A 15,378-nucleotide genomic window follows, 5' to 3' on the forward strand; every position below is an offset into this window, starting at 1 on the left:
GGTACAGCGGGCCGCTCGGCAGCGACAGACTGAGATGGTCGATCGGGGGCCGAGCCGGTAATTCCTGCGACGGCGCGCGGATCGGCACCACCGGGCGGTTCAGAGTCCGGCACTGCTCATCCGTTCCCATAGTCGGATGTAGCCGTTGTGCACGCGCAGGGCGGCGCGGCGGGCGGCGGGCGGCATATCGCTCGACACGACGGCGCGCCAGCGGGCGGCACGGGCCATGGCGTCGTCGGCGTCCGCGGGCGCCGGGGCGCGATAACCCGCCGCGAGGTGCGCGACCGAGGTATGAGCCAGACCGGCGCACAGGCCGAGCCACCGTGCGTCGTCACCGAAGAGGTACGCCTCCAAGATGTCTCGGGCAGTGCTGCCTTCCGTCGGCACGGCTTGGGCGGCCAGCCGGGACAGTTCGTCGAGGAGTTCACCGCCGCGCAGCGCCGAGACCTGCTCGTACCGGCGGTGCAGCAGCTGGTGCACCGCGTCGATTCCGCTTGCGGCGTGCAGGATTTGCAGCAACGTCTGCGGGGCGAGCTCCGGATCGTGGCCGAGTGCGGCGAGCGCACAGGTCACCCCGTACAGGTCCCAGCGTTGCAGCAGCTGCTCGCGTTCGGCCAGGTCCGGGCCGGGCGCGACGAACAGGTCCGGGGAAAGCGTCAGTGCGGCATCGGCGTTCGCGGCCAGCCTGCGAAATGTGGTCAGGTCGGCCTCCGTCATCGCGCCCGCCCTGGTGCGCATGGCCAGCGAGGCGACCACCGGCAGCACCGCGAGACCGAGCTCCCTGCCGTACTGCTCGGCGGCGGCGACCGCGTCCGCCCAGCGCGCGCCGATCGCGTCGGCCTTGTTCAGCACCACGATGGTGCGCTCGGGTGGCAGCGTGGCCAGCACGCGACGATCCGCGGGCGATGGAGCGGCGGACAGCACGTAGACGGCGATATCGGCGTCGAGCACCGGATCGGGCATGTCCGGCTCGTCGACCGGGCCGGACTCGACGGCGGACATCAGTGCGAGTGCGTGCAACACCGTGGTTCGACCCGCGTGCGAACGACCGAGCACCTGAATGCGCGGCGGTGTGCGCCAGGCACTGACCGCGGCGCTCGCGGCATAGCCGATCTGCTTGTCCCGCCCCGTCCCGAACCGCAGCTCGGCGAGCAGCCGGTCGAGCTGGTCGTGTTCGCGTGCGGGTACCCCGCGTTCTCGCAACGGCCCGTCGGACTCGGTGGCTGTCGGCATGTCGTACCCCCTCTACGGTGCGCAATTCTTGCAGAAGACGCAGAGGTTGGCGGGGACGACCGCTCAGGTGCCGCTGAAGTATTTGTTCACGGTGCGCACGGCCCAGTTCGGCGCGTATTTCGCGGCGGCAGCCAGGACCTTTGCCTGCGTGCCGATCTCGTAGTGCACCCGGGGCAGCCGGCTGCGCTTACGGGTGGCCTCCCAGATGCCCGCCGCGACGTCCTCGGCGGTGAGCCGCACGCCGAGCGACTTGGTCGTCCCGGTTTCCACGCCATCCACCATCGCGGTGTCCACGAACAGCGGCCAGATCGCGATCACCCGGATGTCGTGCCGCTCCCATTCCAGATCCAAGGCCTCCGTGAGACTTTTGACCGCCGCCTTGCTCGCGCCGTAACTGGCGAGTTCGGGCTGGCCGTAGATCGCCGAGGCCGAGCACAGATTCACCACCTGGGCGCCCGGCGTATCCCGCAGATAGCCGAACGCCGTGTGCGTGCCGGTGAGCACGCCGCCGAGGTTGACGTCGATGATCGCCTGGTGGGTGGCCAGCTCGAGGCCTTCGAACGGACCCGCGCGCAGAATGCCCGCATTGTTGATCAGAATGTCCAGCTGCCCGGCGGACGCGTGGAATTCGGCCAGCCGCTCCGTCCACTGCGTGGCGTTCATCACATCCAGCACGCCGGTGTGCACGCTGCCACCTGTGCCTGCGATGTCGGCCGCGAGTCTGCCCAGCCCGACCTTGTCGATATCGTAGGCGCCGACCCGATACCCCTGCGCAGCGAAAAGCAGAGCCGTCGCGCGGCCGATTCCGGCCGCTGCTCCGGTGATGAACACTGACGGTCTGCCCATACCGCGCAGTCTAGTGCGGCGGGGCGGACCGGACCGGGCTTCCCAGACCCGCCACCGGTCATTTACCCTGCTTGGACGTGGTCGGCGCCAGTGTTGGTGCACAACTTCGCTTTTCGACAAGCGACAACCGACCTCACCGACGAGGAGGTCGCGATGACAGCAGATGTCATCGGCACTGCCGATACGGAGCCCGCCCTAGCGGACCGGAAGCCGCTGCTGCCGAGTAACGATCCGTTCCACCGCCCGCCGAAGGGTTTCGCGGCCAAGCCGCCGGGCACCATTCTGCGCAGCCGCAAGATCGAGCTCGCCCTGTTCGGTGTTGTGCCGCAGCAGGTCTCGGCCTGGCAATTGCTCTACCGCAGTTGCGATATGCACGGCACGCCGGAGGCGGCGATCACCACGGTGCTGCTGCCGTTGGACGCCGATCCACAAGAAGACCGGCCGCTGTTGGCCTTTCAGACCGCGATGGACGCGGTCACCGAGAAATGTTCCCCCTCTTACGCGTTGCGCTACGGCGCCCGCGCGCTCGGCTCGGTCACCCAGTTCGAGTGGCTGCTCGTCGCGAACGCGCTGCGCCGCGGCTGGGCCGTCAGCATCGCCGATCACGAGGGCCCGCGCGGAAACTTCGGCGCGCCACGCGAACCCGGCTATCGCTCGCTCGACGGCGTGCGGGCGGCGCAGCGGTTCGCCCCGCTCGGCCTCGGCGCGCACACACCGGTCGCGGTGTGGGGTTACTCCGGTGGCGGCATGGCCAGTGCCTGGATGGTGGAGATGGCGCCGACCTACGCGCCCGAACTCGACATCGTCGGCGCGGTGCTCGGCGCACCCGTCGGCGATCCGGGACAGGTCTTCGCCCGGCTGAACGGTTCCAGCTACGCCGGGCTGCCCGCGATCGTGATCGCGGCGCTGCGCAGGCTGTATCCGGTGCTCGGCGCGATGCTGCAGAACGAACTCACCCTCGACGGTCGCCGTTTCGTGGCTCGTGCGGAGTCGGCGACGCCGTTCGGCGCCATCTTCGGCCTCGCCAACAAGCGCATGGACGACTACCTGAGCCGTCCGCTCGAGGAGCTGATCGCGACGCCGGAGTTCCAGGCCATGTTCGACGACCTGCGCCTGGGCAATTCGACGCCGACCTGCCCGTTGCTCGTGGTGCAGCCGGTACACGACCAGGTGATCCACATGGACGGCATCGACGGCCAGGTGGAGCGCTACCGGCGCGGCGGCGCGGCGGTGAGCTACGTGCGCGACCGGCTCAGCGAGCATTTCTCGCTGCTGCCGCTGTCCACTCCGCTCAGCTTGGAATGGCTGGCAGACCGGCTGGCCGGGCAACCGGTGAGCGACGAGGGTGACAACACCGTCTGGTCGGTCGCCGCGTCGGTGACCGGCGCCCGCGGCCTGTACGAGATGATGGTGACCGCGGCCAAGGTCGCACTCGGCCGCCCGCTGCGACAGGAGAGCGCGCCGGTGGCCACGATCGCCCGCGCACGCGCCGCCTGACCTCCCGCTGGACGGCAAGCGCACAGTCGATTGCCGTCCCACTCCTTCGATGCTGGACAATGGACGCCGTGAACGACGCCGCGAACCATACTGCCGAGTCAGTTCCGGGCCCGCCGTCCACAGGCTCGGCCCCGACCGACCGTGCGCCCAGGAAGAATCCGGGCTCTCGCCTGTACCCCCGCGTCACCAGCTTCCGGTCGCGCCGAGGCGCGCTGACCGCGACACAGCAGCAATCGTGGGCCAGGATGTGGCTGGCGATCGGCCGCGAGGTCGCCGACGAACCGCTGGACGCCACCGCCTGGTTCGGCCGCGAAGCACCGCTGGTCATCGAGATCGGCTGCGGCACCGGCACCGCCACCGCGGCGATGGCCCAGGCCGAACCGCACTTGAATCTGATCGGCATCGAGGTCTACCGCCCCGGCCTCGCCCAGCTGGTGCAGCGCATCGAGCGGGAAAAGATCGACAACATCCGATTGCTGCGCGGCGACGCCGTCGATGTGCTGGAAAATATGATTGCTGCTGGATCGCTGACCGGCGTCCGAGTCTTCTTTCCCGACCCGTGGCCGAAGGCGCGTCATCACAAACGGCGTCTACTGCAGCCCGCGACATTCGCATTGATCGCCGATCGACTAAAACCCGGCGGTGTGTTGCATGTCGCTACCGATCACGCTGACTATGCCGAACATATTGCCGCGGTAGGCGCGGAAGAACCGCTGCTCAAAGGCATGAATGAGGCTGCAGGCGGGGTAAGCGCGGAGCATCGGGACACCGCTCCGATCGGTTTCGAAAGGCCTGTCACTAAATTCGAGGGCAAGGCACATCGTGCGGGTAGCGCCATTACAGAGCTCATATGGGGGAAGATTGAATAATGAGCGTCTCTGAGATGGCCCACGAGGTGGTCGATGTTGCCGGGGAGGTGCAGGGCACCGGTTCCGAAGGTCTGGGCGGCGTAACGCCGGACGTGCGCCGGGTCCTGTTGGTGTGGGACGCCCCGAACCTCGACATGGGTCTCGGCGCCATCCTCGGCGGGCGGCCGACAGCGGCCTATCGCCCCAGATTCGACGCGCTCGGCCGCTGGCTGCTGGCGCGCACGGCCGAATTGTCGGTCGGCACTGTGCATCGGGTCGAGCCGGAAGCCACCGTTTTCACCAACATCGCGCCGGGCACGGCCGACGTGGTGCGGCCGTGGGTCGAGGCGCTGCGCAATGTCGGTTACGCGGTCTTCGCCAAGCCCAAGATCGACGAGGACTCCGACGTCGACGCCGACATGCTCGCGCACATCGAAATGCGCAGCCGCGGCGCCGGGCTGGCGGGCATCATGGTCGCCTCGGCCGACGGCCAGGCGTTTCGGGAACCGCTCGAGGAGCTCGCCGCCAGCGGAATCCCTTGTCAGGTACTCGGCTTCCGCGAGCACGCGAGTTGGGCCGTCACTTCGGATACCCTCGAATTCATCGATCTCGAGGACATCCCGGGCGTGTTCCGTGAACCGCTGCCCAGGGTCAGCCTCGACTCGCTGCCCGACGAGGGCGCTTGGCTGCAGCCGTTCCGGCCGCTGTCGGCGCTGCTCACCTCTCGCCCAGCGCAAGGAGTCGCTTAAGTGTTCACACGCTGGGGCGATCTGGTCTACAAGCTGCGCTTCGGCGTCATCGGTATCGTCGCGGCCGCGCTGTTGGCGCTGGGCGGATACGGCCTCGGTTTGGGAGACCATCTCAGCTCCAGCGGGTGGGATGATCCGACCTCGGAGTCCTCGCGGGGCGCGCAGATCGCCGACGCGGCGTTCGGCCGCGACCACAACAGCGACGTCATCGTGCTGTACACCGCGCCCGAGGGCAAGACGATCGATGATCCGGAGTTCAAGCAGAAGATCGTCGACAGTCTGAACAGCCTGCCGCGCGAATACCCGGAGATCAGCAAGATCAACGGCGCCTACTGGCCGACCGAGACCGGCCAGGCCTCGCCGCTGACCTTCGGTTCGAAGGACAAGAAGTACACCTTCGCCTCGATCGCCATCAAGGGCGACAACGACACCGAGATGCTGAACAACTTCCGGAAGGTGAAGAACGTCTTCACCATTCCGGGAGTGGACGTGCAGGTGGCCGGTCTGCAAGCGGTGGCGGGCACGCTGAACGACACCATGGCCGAGGATCAGCACCGGATGGAGATCCTGGCCATCCCCGCCGTCGCGGTGTTGCTGTTCTTCATCTTCGGTGGTCTGGTCGCCGCCGGACTGCCGCTGATCGTCGGTGGTCTCACGGTGATCGGTGCGCAGGGCATCGTGCTTTTCATCACCAGATTCACCGAGGTCAACTCGTTCGTCGCGCCGGTGGTCTCGATGATCGGCCTGGGTTTGGCGATCGACTACGGCCTGTTCATCGTCAGCAGATTCCGTGAGGAACTCGCCGAGGGCTACAGCACTCCCGCCGCGGTACGCCGGTCGGTGATGACCGCGGGCCGCACCGTCGTGTTCTCCGCCACGATGATCATCGCCAGCCTCGGCGGCATGCTGCTGTTCCCGCAGGGCTTCCTGAAATCGATTGCCTACGGCTCCATCGCGACGGTCTCGCTGGCGGCGCTGACCTCGATCACCATCCTGCCCGCGATGCTCGGCGTGCTCGGGCCGCGGGTGGATATGTTCGGGCTCAAGAAGTTCCGCAAGACCAAGACCGCCGACGAGGTCGAGAACGGTTTCTGGGGCAAGTCCACCCGCTGGGTGATGCAGCATCCGCTCAAGATCGCGATTCCGATCTGCATCCTGTTGCTGCTGTTGATCATTCCGGTCAAGAATCTGGCCTTCGGCGGCATCAACGAGCGGTATCTGCCGCCGGACAATTCGACGCGACTGGCGCAGGCGAAATTCGACTCGATCTTCCCGTTGCGTAAGTCCGATCCGATCCAACTCGTGTTCGTGTCGCAGAACAGCAACGACGTCGGCAAGGTGTGGGCGCAGGCCAAGCAGGCGCCCGGGCTCGCAGGCACCTTCGACGTGCCGTCGCGCTCGAACACCGACAACCAGGTCTATCGCACCAGTGCGACCCTCGCCGACTCCGAGGACGCCGACCCGACCATCGACTATCTGCGCTCGATCGACGTCCCCGACGGCGTGGAAATGTACGTCGGCGGCCAACCGGTGATCCAGAAGGACAGCATCGACGCGCTGCTGGACCGGATGCCGTTGATGATCGGGCTGGTCCTGCTCGTCACCACGCTGCTGATGTTCCTGACCTTCGGCTCGCTGGTGCTGCCGATCAAGGCCGCGCTGATGAGCGCGCTCGGCTTGGGTTCCACGCTCGGCATTCTGACCTGGATCTTCGTCGACGGGCACGGCGCCGGACTGCTGAACTTCACCCCGCAGCCGATCATGTCGCCGGTGCTGGTGCTGATCATCGCGGTGATCTACGGTCTGTCGACCGACTACGAGGTCTTCCTGCTGTCCCGGATGGTCGAGGCGCGCACGCAAGGTGCGTCCACCACCGAGGCGGTGCGCATCGGCACCGCGCAGACCGGGCGCATCATCACCGCGGCCGCGCTCATCCTGCTCGTGGTCACCGGCGCGTTCGCGTTCTCCGACCTGGTGATGATGCAGTACCTCGCCTACGGCATGATCGCCGCGCTGTTCATCGACGCCACCATTCTGCGCATGCTGCTGGTCCCCGCGACCATGAAGCTGCTCGGTGACGACTGCTGGTGGGCGCCGGCCTGGATGAAGAAGATCCAGCAGAAGATCGGGCTCGGCGAGCCCATCCTCGACGACGAACGGCCCGGCGGCGGCGAGGTCGTCGACCTGGTCAAGACGACCCCCATCACCGATCCCGTCACCATGCAGATCCCCGCCATCAACGAGGGCAATCGGCCGCGCAAGCCGCGCCGCCCGCGCACGGTGGCGGAGATCGAAGCCGAGGCGCCGACGCGCAGGCTCGACAAGATTCCGCCCGCCGTGCCCAAGCCGCCGGCGACGCCCGCGCCCGCGCCGCTCGACCCGACGCGTCAGCGGCCCGGATCGCCGTCCGGGTTCGTGTCGGACCCGAGCATGCCGCGGCAGGCGCCGGCGGATCCGAATGGGCAGCGGCACCTACCTTTCCCTGCGGTTCCGCATGATCCCACCGGGCCGCGACCCGGCCCGCCCTTCGATGGTGGCGGTCGTGATGGTGGCGCTCGGTCCGACGGGGCCTCGGGTGCTTCGTTCTCGGCGTTCGAGTCTCCTGCGGCGAGCTCGTTCGAGCCGCCGTCGGGTTTCGAGCCGCCTGTTGCCGCACCGTCTTTCGAGCCGCCTGCGACTCCGGCGGTTTCCCTCGACCCCGCCAGGCGTCCCGAGGCCAAGTTCGAACCGACGCAGCCGACGCCGTCGGTTTCCCCCGCCGGTCCGGCACCGGCGGCGTACTCGGAGTTCGTTGCGCCGCGCCAGGATCCGCCTGCGGAGCGGCCCGCGCACCACGCCGCCCCGGCCGTCCCGCCGGAGGAACCGGCCGAGATCACCGATGCCGGTGACCCGAACCGCAACAGCATCGAGAACTGGATGGCCGAACTTCGCTCGTCGCGTCGCTCCGGCAAGCCGGAAGAAGGCCGCCACCACGGTGGCGACGGGCGCACCGTCAGCGTCAACGAACTGCTCCGCCGCCGCGACCGGGAGTAATCGGTCGCAGCGGCGGACGGGATCCGGCGCGGATCAGGGCGTCGGCGCCTCTCCGGTTTCGCGTGCGGTCGCACCTGCCTCGGCGAACGCGCGCGCATACCTGGTGCCCACGACGAGGAGCAGGACGCCGACCGCCAGGAAGGCGGCGACGCGAAGCAGACCGTCGAGCGTGGCCAGATCGAACAGGAACAGTTTCGCCAAAGCCGCTGCGGTGACCAGCAAGCCGGAGCCGAGAGCGAGTTTGGCGACCGCGGTGGCCTTGCCGATATTGCGCAGACCGTAGAACAGCGCGGCGGTGGCGGCCGCCATCCACAGGATGGTCGCGGCGCTGTGGCCGATGAGGAAGCCGTCGTCCGCGCCGGTCGCGACGCCGATCGAGACGGTCGCGGCGGTCACCGAATACAGCCCGGCGATGCTCGCGGCGATCCACTGCAATTCAGCGGTGCCCTGCAAGCCCGGCAGTTTGCGGGCGCACCAGACGGCCACGGCGACCACCGCGAGCGCGAGTACCGCGCCGATCACCGTCGAGATGCTCAGATTTGCTTCCGAACGGTGCTGGGAGGCAAGGATTTCCGGGCCGGCTGCGTTCAGGAAGGCGAAAGCGCCGAGTGTCGCGAAGGCCGCGCCGATACCGGCGGTGACACCGGAACGCCGTTGCCCGGCCACGCCGAGGAAGGCCAACGCCACCAGGAACCACGCGGTCGGCAAGGTCCGTGGCTCGGTCACCGAGACGCACGTCTCCAGCAACGCGATCGATCCGGCTACTGCGGCTACCAGTGCGGTATGGCCCGGAATCTTCGCCACCGCAGCCACTTTCGGAACCAGCGTGGTTGCTGCCATGGCGAGAAGTACCGCCGCGAAGACGCCCGCGATCGTTGCCGCGACAGGCCGTTCGGCCTCGTACATCCCCGGCACGACCAGCATCGGCACCGTTGTCACCGCGAACATCAGCGAGGCGGTGAGGTCGGTGGGCTTGCGACGCACCACCACGATGGTCCCGGCCAAGCCCACCAGCGCTACCGCCACAGCGGCGAGCAGCAGCAGCGGCCGCTCCCCTTCCGCCGGACCGCCGAGGATCGCACCCGCGACGAACAGGAAGGTAGCCAGCGCTGCAGGCAGTGTGCGGACCACGTGCAGATACGGCCAGTCCCGCACCAATTGCACCGGCACACAGGCGAACTGCAACACGATCAGGAACGCCAGCAACGCCAGCTCTATCGTCAGGATCGGTGACAGCACCGCCGCACCGACCACCACCAGCACCGCCAACGGCTGCGACTGCCACCGCATCGCCACGGCCACACCGACGGCAGCGACACCGAACGCCACCGCGAACCCGATCACCGGATGCAACCAGTGGTAGATCGCCGTCACCGCCACCACATCCAGATACGCGCCCGCAATACCGGTGGCCGCCAACGCGATCCCGCCGACCCGGCCACCGACCCGCCCGAACACCCGCATCCCCGCAGCCACCAGCGCCACCGAGAACACCGCGCCCGCAACAACCCTCGGCACCGGCCCGAAGAACCCCGCCTGCGCGGCCAGCACCAACAGCATCACCACGCCGATCAACGTGACAGCGACGCCCGCCACCGCAAGCAGCCGGCTGATCACCCCGTCCCGCTGCCACCACGGCGTGTGCGGAGCCCGCGGAGCACTACGAGGCGGCGGCGGCCGCATGCCGGGCGGCATCGGCGCGCCCATCGGCGGTACCGGCCCACGCGGCGGCATCGTCCCTCGCGCTCCCGGCATCTGAGCCTGCGCCGCAGCATTCGGCGGCATCATCCCGCCCCGCGGCCCCGCCCAACCGGACACCGCACCAGCCGGAGCCGGAGCGAACCGCGGCGCATAGCCCGGCGGCACCATCGAGCCCGGCGGCACCGCACCGGGCGGAATCGGATGCATAGGCCAAGTCGTCTCCACCGGCGCAGCCGAACCCGGCGCACCCGTACCCGGAGCAGCAGGAGCCCGATCGCCCACCCCCGCCGAAGCACCCGACTCCGGCGCAGCGGGAACCTGATCCCCCGCAGCCGACTTCGGCGCAGCAGGACCCTGGTCCCCCGCACCGGCCTCCGACACCCCTCCTCCCGAAACTTGCTGTGCCCCAGCCGAACCCCCGACAACCTGAGTCCGCAACAACTCCAGGTCCCGCCCGAGCACACCCATCTGCGCCCCCAACGCAGAAAACTCCCCCGAGATGCGCGAAATCAGCGCCGGATCGATAGATGTGGTCATAACCCAATGCTGATCCCCCCACCGCCCACGAACATGAGTAGAAACCCCCGATACCCACCAGATATCTACCCGACTTCGACCGCCACGCCGATATACGGGTCAGGGGGTGGTTTGGAGGGTGGTTATTTGGTGGATGGTGGTGAGGACGGTGGTGCGTGGGGGGAGGTGGAGGGGGCCGGGGGGTGGTTCGGCTGCCCAATGCCAGCCGTGGGGGGAGTCGGTGGCGGGGAGGGGGATGTGGTGACCGCCGGGGACGATGGTGACCTGGTGGGCGGCCAGGCGGCGGCGGACCGGGATCTCGACGGGGCGGGCGGGGGTCGGCGGGGCGACGAGGAAGGTCCAGGTGCGGGCGCCAGGGTCGGCGATCACGGGGGCGGGGTGGGTGCGGTCGAGGGTGGCCAGGACGTTGCGGCCCAGCTCGGGCGGCATCACGATGGCGCTTAAGACGGAGCCGGTGGTGACCATCGGGCGGCCGGCCAGCAGTTGGACCGGGAGGCCGTACAGATTCCTGAGTTCGTGTGCGATTTCGAGGGGAGTCCGACAGCGCTCGAACATATTCATGGTCGCCGCCCTTTGCTATCAAAGTTGCAGAAAGGCAACGGTATTCCATCCAGCGGTCAACGAGTCGTACGCAATGTCCCACTTCGGTCGATTGTGATGACTTAGCGTCGTACCCTGAAACCCAGATGTAACAAAGGGAATTGGGTACATGGACGATTCGTCGATCGGCGTGCGCATCCGAATGTTCCGCGGCAAGGCGCTCACCCAGCGCCAACTCGCGGATACGGCCGGGGTCAGCGTCGACCTGGTGCGCAAACTCGAGCAGGGCGGCCGCCAGACCGCCTCGATCGCCAGCCTGCAGAAACTGGCTCGCGCACTGGATGTGGACATCGCCGACCTGATCGGTAAACGCGCGGGCGTGCCGTCCAGTGACCCCGATGCGGGCATCGTCGCCATCCGGCGCGCGTTGACGCCGGTCGACGACCTGCTCGGTGAGACGAACGACGAGGCGGCGATCAGCCTCGACGACGGCCGCCGCGCGGTCGATTACGCCTGGGGCGCCTACTGGGTGGGCCGCTACGAACTGCTCACGTCGATCCTGCCATCCGGCCTCACCCAGCTGCGCGCCACCGTGCACGCCGCGCGCAACGGCTCGGTCGCGGTCGCCAATGAGTTGCTGGCCCGGATGTATTGGGTCACCGGCTGCACCCTGGTGCACCTCGGCCAGACCGATCCGGCGTTCCTGGCGATCCGGCACGCGCTCGCGGCGGCCGAGGAGGGCAACGACCCGCTGTTGCTCGGCACCATCCGCGGCTCGGTCGCCTGGCAGCTGCTCGTGCAGGGCCGCTACGACGAATCACGCCGGGTGGCATTGCGCGCGGCGACCGGGTTGGAGCCGACCGGCGAGGTCGCCCCGGCGCACCTGTCCGCGTACGGCTCGCTGGTGCTGCTCGGCGCGACCGCCGCGGGCCGGGCGCAGGCCGTACCGGAGGCGTTGTCACTGGTCGAGGCGGCAAACGAGGTCGCGTTGCGGATCGGCACGGACCGGCGCGACTACGAAACCTATTTCGGCCCTTCCCAAGTCGTCATGCAGACGGTCGACGTCAACGTCTCCGCCGAGCGGTACGCCGAGGCACTGGCCGCCGCGAAGGCCATGCCCGCCAACAGCGGGCTCCCGCAGGCCTGTCGCGCCCGCCATCTCACCGACACCGCCGTCGCCCTGACCCGCACCGGCCAGCACCGGCGCGCACTCGACACGCTGCTCACCGCCGAGCGGGTCGGGGGTCCCGACTGGCTCAAATACCAGTCCCTGCCCCGCCACATCGTCTCCGAGCTGCTGGACCACGACCGCCGAGTCCCGTTGCGCGCCTTCGCCCGCCGCATCGGCGTCAACACCTGACACTCAACCCGCCGCGAACGGTGCTGCGGCGCGGTCGATCACCTCGTCCAGGATCTCGCGCGAGCGGACGAGGTCGTCGATGGTGCGGTCGATCCGCTGCCGTTGGATCGTCAACTGGGCGACCAGCTCCGGCGTCGCGGATTCGTTAGGCCCACCGTCCACATCGCGCATGCACGGCAGGAGCTGCCCGATGGTCTTGCTGTTCAGACCGGCCGCGAACAGTTCCTGGATGTGAATGACCCGGTCCACGGCCCGCTCGGAGTACTCCCGGTGCCCGCCCGGCGTGCGTTCGGACGCCAGCAGCAGTTGCTCCTCGTAGTAGCGCAACGACCGTTCGCTGACACCGGTGCGCTTGGCCAGCTCCCCGATGCGCATCCGGTCAGTGCCCCATCATGCGACGCCAGTGCGCCATGAAGGGGTGCTTGGCGGTGACCGAGCCGAATCGGACCCGGCCGCGCACCACCAGGTGCAGCGGGCCGAGCGGGGGCCCGGTGCGGACCTTGTTGTTCACGCTGGACCCGATCAGGTCGACCTCGTTCAGGTCGACGGTGGCCTCGGTGGGCACGATCAGCGTGAGCGAGCTGCAATAGTCGTCGACGTTCAGCTCCACCACCTGGGTGGACATGATCGCCTCGGTGAAGTCCAGGGTCACGCCGGACAGCAAGCTGTTGAGGTGCAGCGACGGCGCGACATGCCAGGGCCCGCGCCTGCTCACCCCGGACAAGCGAGACCGAATTACGCCACCCGGCACGGTGTTCGCACTCAGCGGTGGCGGTACCGGCGGGTGCTTGACGAACGAGGGAGCGGTATTCACGAAGGTCGACGGCGGCGCGCTGGGCCGGCCGACCAGCCGGACGCCGGGCAGGTCGATCAGCACGGAGTTGAGTTCGCCGCGGGTCTTGGCGGCCAGCGCCGTGTCCATCCGCTCGGTGAACTCGCCGAGCGAGAGCATGCCGAGCCCGACGGCGCGCTGCAGCAACTGGCCGACGTGCTCGCGCTCGGCGTCGGACACGCGTAGATCCCGGTCGCCTATCGCGTCTCCGGAGCCGACGCCATTGGATACCGATTCGGGTCCGCCCATGATTCGAGATTACCGATTCGAGCCCCGACATGTATCAGGGCAATCCCGGATGCCGGGGTACTACTTCGAGCGCGTCCTACTCGTCGAGGCCCTGTTCGATCGCGTAGCGGGTGAGCTCGACCCGATTGGCCAACTGGAGTTTGCGCAGCGTCGCCTGGACGTGGTTCTCCACGGTCCGATGGCTCAAACCCAGCCGCGACGCGATCTGCTTGGCGGACAAGCCCTTCGCGACCATCCGCAGCACCTCGGTCTCCCGCTCGGTCAGGGCCGGGCGGTGTGGTTCGTCGGGCTCGGCCGGGGTGGTGGCCATGCGCCGGTATTCACCGAGGACCAGGCCCGCAAGTCCGGGTGTGAACACCGGCTGGCCCGCCGCCGTCGCGCGCACGGCCTCGATCAGCTCCGCCACGGACGCGCTCTTCACCAGGTAGCCCGAGGCCCCGGCCTTGATCGCGTCGAGCACGTCGTCGCGTTCGGCCGAGGCCGAGAGCACGAGCACCCGGCTGTCCGGCGAGACGCGCAGCACCTCGGCGGTGGCCTGCGCGCCGTTCCCGTCGGGCAACTGCATGTCCATCAACACCACCGCGGGCCGCACCGCCGCCGCCCGCCTGGTCGCGCTGCCGACCCCGTCCGCGGTGGCGGCCACCTCGAAGCCCGCCTCGGCGAGGTCGCGGGAGACGCCGTCGCGCCACATCGGGTGGTCGTCCACCACCATCACCGAAATCGGCTCGGCCGCAGCACTGTCGGTCACGGCGCACCTCCTGTTTCGTCGAAGCTCATGTCCGCGGCACCCGGAATTCCCACTCGGTGCCGAAGCCGACCCCGCCGTCGATCTCGGTGAGCAGATCGGCGGTCCCGCCGAGTGCGCCGATCCGGCCTACGATGGACCGCGAAACCCCCAGTCGCCCTTCGGCTTCCGCCTCCGCCAGTCGGCCCGGCGGGATGCCGACTCCGTCGTCGCGCACGCTGATCACCAGCTCGTCCCCCGTGTCCTCCAGCAGCACATAGGCTTTCGCGTCGGGTCCGGCGTGCAGCACGACGTTCGACAGTGCCGTCGCGACGGCCGCTGCGATCTCGGTCCCGGCCCATCGCCCGACCAGCACCGGATGGCCGGGCGTCGAGACGAACACCGACGGCGTCGCGTGCACGGTCAGCAACGGACGCAGATCGACCTCGGCGCCGCCGGAATCCCCCCGATCGGCCGTCTCAGTGATCAGCACCCGCAGCGCCACTTCCTGTTCGGCGGCGCGCTGGGCCAATTCCTCGGTGGGGCCGCCGATCTCGGTGCCGCGCCGCTTGATATAGCTCAGCACCTGCAGCACCCCGTCGTGCACCTCACGCGAAAGCCGTTCCCGCTCTTCGGTGGCCGCAGTGAGCCGGACCGCGCGTTCGAGCTGGTCCTGGGCGCGGCGCGCGGTGTTGGCCGCCAAACCGAGCGCCAGGCCGACCGAGACGAGCACCGGCACCGTCGCATCGGTCCACACGTCCTGCCCCCACTGGTCGCGCACGGTCAGCGCGACCGAGGCGATCAGCGCGCCGGACAGTACCCCCGCGAACGGTCCGCGCAGGATCGCCGCGCCGATCACCGCATTGGTGGCCCACAGCGTGGTCGGCAGCGTCTGATGTCCGTGGTACCAGTCGTAGTCGGCGACCAGCCGGGTCGCCGCCATCAACGCGATCACCACCACGTGGTCACCGAACACCACCCAGGCGCGGACCCGCCGTACCTCGGGAAAACGCCACTGCGACAACATGATCGCCGACGCACCGGACCAGACCGCCATCAAGGCGATGAGCACCCAGCTCAACCGCTGATTCTGGTAGTAGGGCGCCGACGCGAACTGCTGCAGCACCGCGTAGAGCAGCGTCACCAGCCGCAACGCCTGCGCGGCCCGCCACAGCGGGGTCGTCGCCACGTCGGACGAGTGCGGCTCAGCCCCTCGGCGCACCATCGAA

The 15,378-nt window shown here is 68.7% G+C and carries 13 protein-coding genes; 5 read left to right on the forward strand and 8 right to left on the reverse strand.

Annotated features, from left to right (window positions below; all coding sequences use genetic code 11):
- Positions 1 to 99: 99 nt before the first annotated feature.
- Both NN4_RS33940 and NN4_RS33945 read right to left on the reverse strand, forming a co-directional pair.
- Positions 100 to 1,233: an amino acid adenylation domain-containing protein gene (locus NN4_RS33940; RefSeq protein ID WP_147139882.1), complete on the reverse strand. Its 1,134-nt coding sequence runs from the start codon at positions 1,231 to 1,233 to the stop codon at positions 100 to 102.
- A 63-nt stretch (positions 1,234 to 1,296) separates the two neighbouring features.
- On the reverse strand, positions 1,297 to 2,079 hold the full coding sequence (locus tag NN4_RS33945; RefSeq protein WP_147139884.1) for an SDR family oxidoreductase: 783 nt from the start codon (positions 2,077 to 2,079) through the stop codon (positions 1,297 to 1,299).
- A gap of 153 nt (positions 2,080 to 2,232) precedes the next feature.
- On the opposite strand from NN4_RS33945, the gene NN4_RS33950 reads away from it, so the two are divergent.
- From NN4_RS33950 to NN4_RS33965, 4 genes are read left to right on the forward strand one after another with little or no spacing between them, the layout of a single operon-like run.
- The gene (locus NN4_RS33950; protein ID WP_147139886.1) at positions 2,233 to 3,576 is read left to right on the forward strand and encodes a lipase family protein; all 1,344 of its coding nucleotides are present in this window, start codon (positions 2,233 to 2,235) and stop codon (positions 3,574 to 3,576) included.
- Positions 3,577 to 3,635: 59 nt separating this feature from the next.
- Positions 3,636 to 4,445 (forward strand): tRNA (guanosine(46)-N7)-methyltransferase TrmB, encoded by an 810-nt coding sequence (trmB, locus tag NN4_RS33955; protein WP_147139888.1) that lies wholly within the window; start codon positions 3,636 to 3,638, stop codon positions 4,443 to 4,445.
- Positions 4,445 to 5,173, forward strand: coding sequence for an NYN domain-containing protein (locus NN4_RS33960; protein ID WP_135233981.1), 729 nt, complete (start codon positions 4,445 to 4,447; stop codon positions 5,171 to 5,173). Before trmB ends, NN4_RS33960 begins: the two co-directional genes overlap by 1 nt.
- Positions 5,174 to 8,206, forward strand: coding sequence for an MMPL family transporter (locus NN4_RS33965; RefSeq protein ID WP_147139890.1), 3,033 nt, complete (start codon positions 5,174 to 5,176; stop codon positions 8,204 to 8,206).
- 33 nt (positions 8,207 to 8,239) lie between these two features.
- On the opposite strand, the gene NN4_RS33970 is transcribed toward NN4_RS33965, so the two are convergent.
- The gene (locus NN4_RS33970) at positions 8,240 to 10,444 is read right to left on the reverse strand and encodes a DUF2339 domain-containing protein (protein WP_246181228.1); all 2,205 of its coding nucleotides are present in this window, start codon (positions 10,442 to 10,444) and stop codon (positions 8,240 to 8,242) included.
- 99 nt (positions 10,445 to 10,543) lie between these two features.
- The gene (locus NN4_RS33975) at positions 10,544 to 11,005 is read right to left on the reverse strand and encodes a hypothetical protein (RefSeq protein WP_147139892.1); all 462 of its coding nucleotides are present in this window, start codon (positions 11,003 to 11,005) and stop codon (positions 10,544 to 10,546) included.
- Positions 11,006 to 11,153: 148 nt separating this feature from the next.
- Here NN4_RS33975 and NN4_RS33980 point away from each other — a divergent pair, with 148 nt between their 5' ends.
- On the forward strand, positions 11,154 to 12,344 hold the full coding sequence (locus NN4_RS33980) for a helix-turn-helix domain-containing protein (RefSeq protein ID WP_147139893.1): 1,191 nt from the start codon (positions 11,154 to 11,156) through the stop codon (positions 12,342 to 12,344).
- A 3-nt stretch (positions 12,345 to 12,347) separates the two neighbouring features.
- On the opposite strand, the gene NN4_RS33985 is transcribed toward NN4_RS33980, so the two are convergent.
- The 4 genes from NN4_RS33985 to macS form a co-directional block, all read right to left on the reverse strand.
- A complete protein-coding gene (locus NN4_RS33985; RefSeq protein WP_147139895.1) occupies positions 12,348 to 12,719 on the reverse strand; it encodes a MerR family transcriptional regulator in 372 nt (123 codons plus the stop codon).
- A gap of 4 nt (positions 12,720 to 12,723) precedes the next feature.
- Positions 12,724 to 13,377 (reverse strand): DUF1707 SHOCT-like domain-containing protein, encoded by a 654-nt coding sequence (locus tag NN4_RS33990; protein ID WP_147139958.1) that lies wholly within the window; start codon positions 13,375 to 13,377, stop codon positions 12,724 to 12,726.
- A gap of 124 nt (positions 13,378 to 13,501) precedes the next feature.
- Positions 13,502 to 14,137 (reverse strand): response regulator, encoded by a 636-nt coding sequence (locus NN4_RS33995; RefSeq protein ID WP_107659835.1) that lies wholly within the window; start codon positions 14,135 to 14,137, stop codon positions 13,502 to 13,504.
- Positions 14,138 to 14,198: 61 nt separating this feature from the next.
- Entirely contained in the window at positions 14,199 to 15,374 is a 1,176-nt protein-coding gene (macS, locus tag NN4_RS34000; protein ID WP_147139897.1) for a MacS family sensor histidine kinase, read from the reverse strand.
- Positions 15,375 to 15,378 lie beyond the last annotated feature (4 nt).

The organism is Nocardia ninae NBRC 108245, from assembly GCF_007990755.1.
GTDB lineage: Bacteria > Actinomycetota > Actinomycetes > Mycobacteriales > Mycobacteriaceae > Nocardia > Nocardia ninae.